Raw genomic sequence first — 631 nt, 5'->3', positions numbered from 1 at the left:
ACCGGTGACGTACATGTGGTGCGCCCACACGGTGATCGACAGGCCGGCGATGGCGATGGTGGCGCCGACCAGGCCCATGTAACCGAATATCGGCTTGCGACTGAAGACCGGGATGACTTCGGAGATGATGCCGAAGAATGGAATCGCGATGATGTACACCTCTGGATGGCCGAAGAGCCAGAAGAGGTGTTGCCACAGCAAGGCGCCGCCATTTGCAGGGTCAAAGACGTGGGCGCCAAGTTTTCGGTCAGCCTCCAGGGTGAGCAGTGCGGCCGCAAGAATCGGGAAGACGAAGATAGCCAACACGGAGGTGAGCAGCACGGTCCACACGAAGATCGGCATGCGGAACATGGTCATGCCTGGGGCGCGCATGCAGATGATCGTGGTGATGAAGTTGACCGAGCCGAGGATCGTGCCGAGGCCGGAGAGGCCCAGACCCATGATCCACATGTCCGTGCCGATGCTGGGAGAGTGGACGGCGTCGGACAGTGGGCTGTAGGCGAACCAGCCGAAACTGGCCGTCCCTTGTGGGGTGAGGATGGCACCAGCCGCGATGGTCGAGCCGAACAGGTAGAACCAGTAGGCGAGCATGTTCAGTCGCGGGAATGCCACGTCGGGCGCGCCGATCTGC

1 protein-coding gene is annotated in these 631 nt (G+C 61.8%); it reads right to left on the bottom strand.

Annotation, left to right across the window (positions count from 1 at the left end; translation table 11 throughout):
- On the bottom strand, positions 1-631 hold a 631-nt coding region (locus VXC91_RS46580), incomplete at both ends, for a cbb3-type cytochrome c oxidase subunit I (RefSeq protein WP_329513364.1).

It is taken from the genome of Streptomyces chiangmaiensis, assembly GCF_036281785.1.
Classification (GTDB): Bacteria; Actinomycetota; Actinomycetes; order Streptomycetales; family Streptomycetaceae; genus Streptomyces; species Streptomyces chiangmaiensis.
Note: the sequence above shows the minus strand (reverse complement) of the source record. Positions and strands in the feature narration are given on the sequence as shown.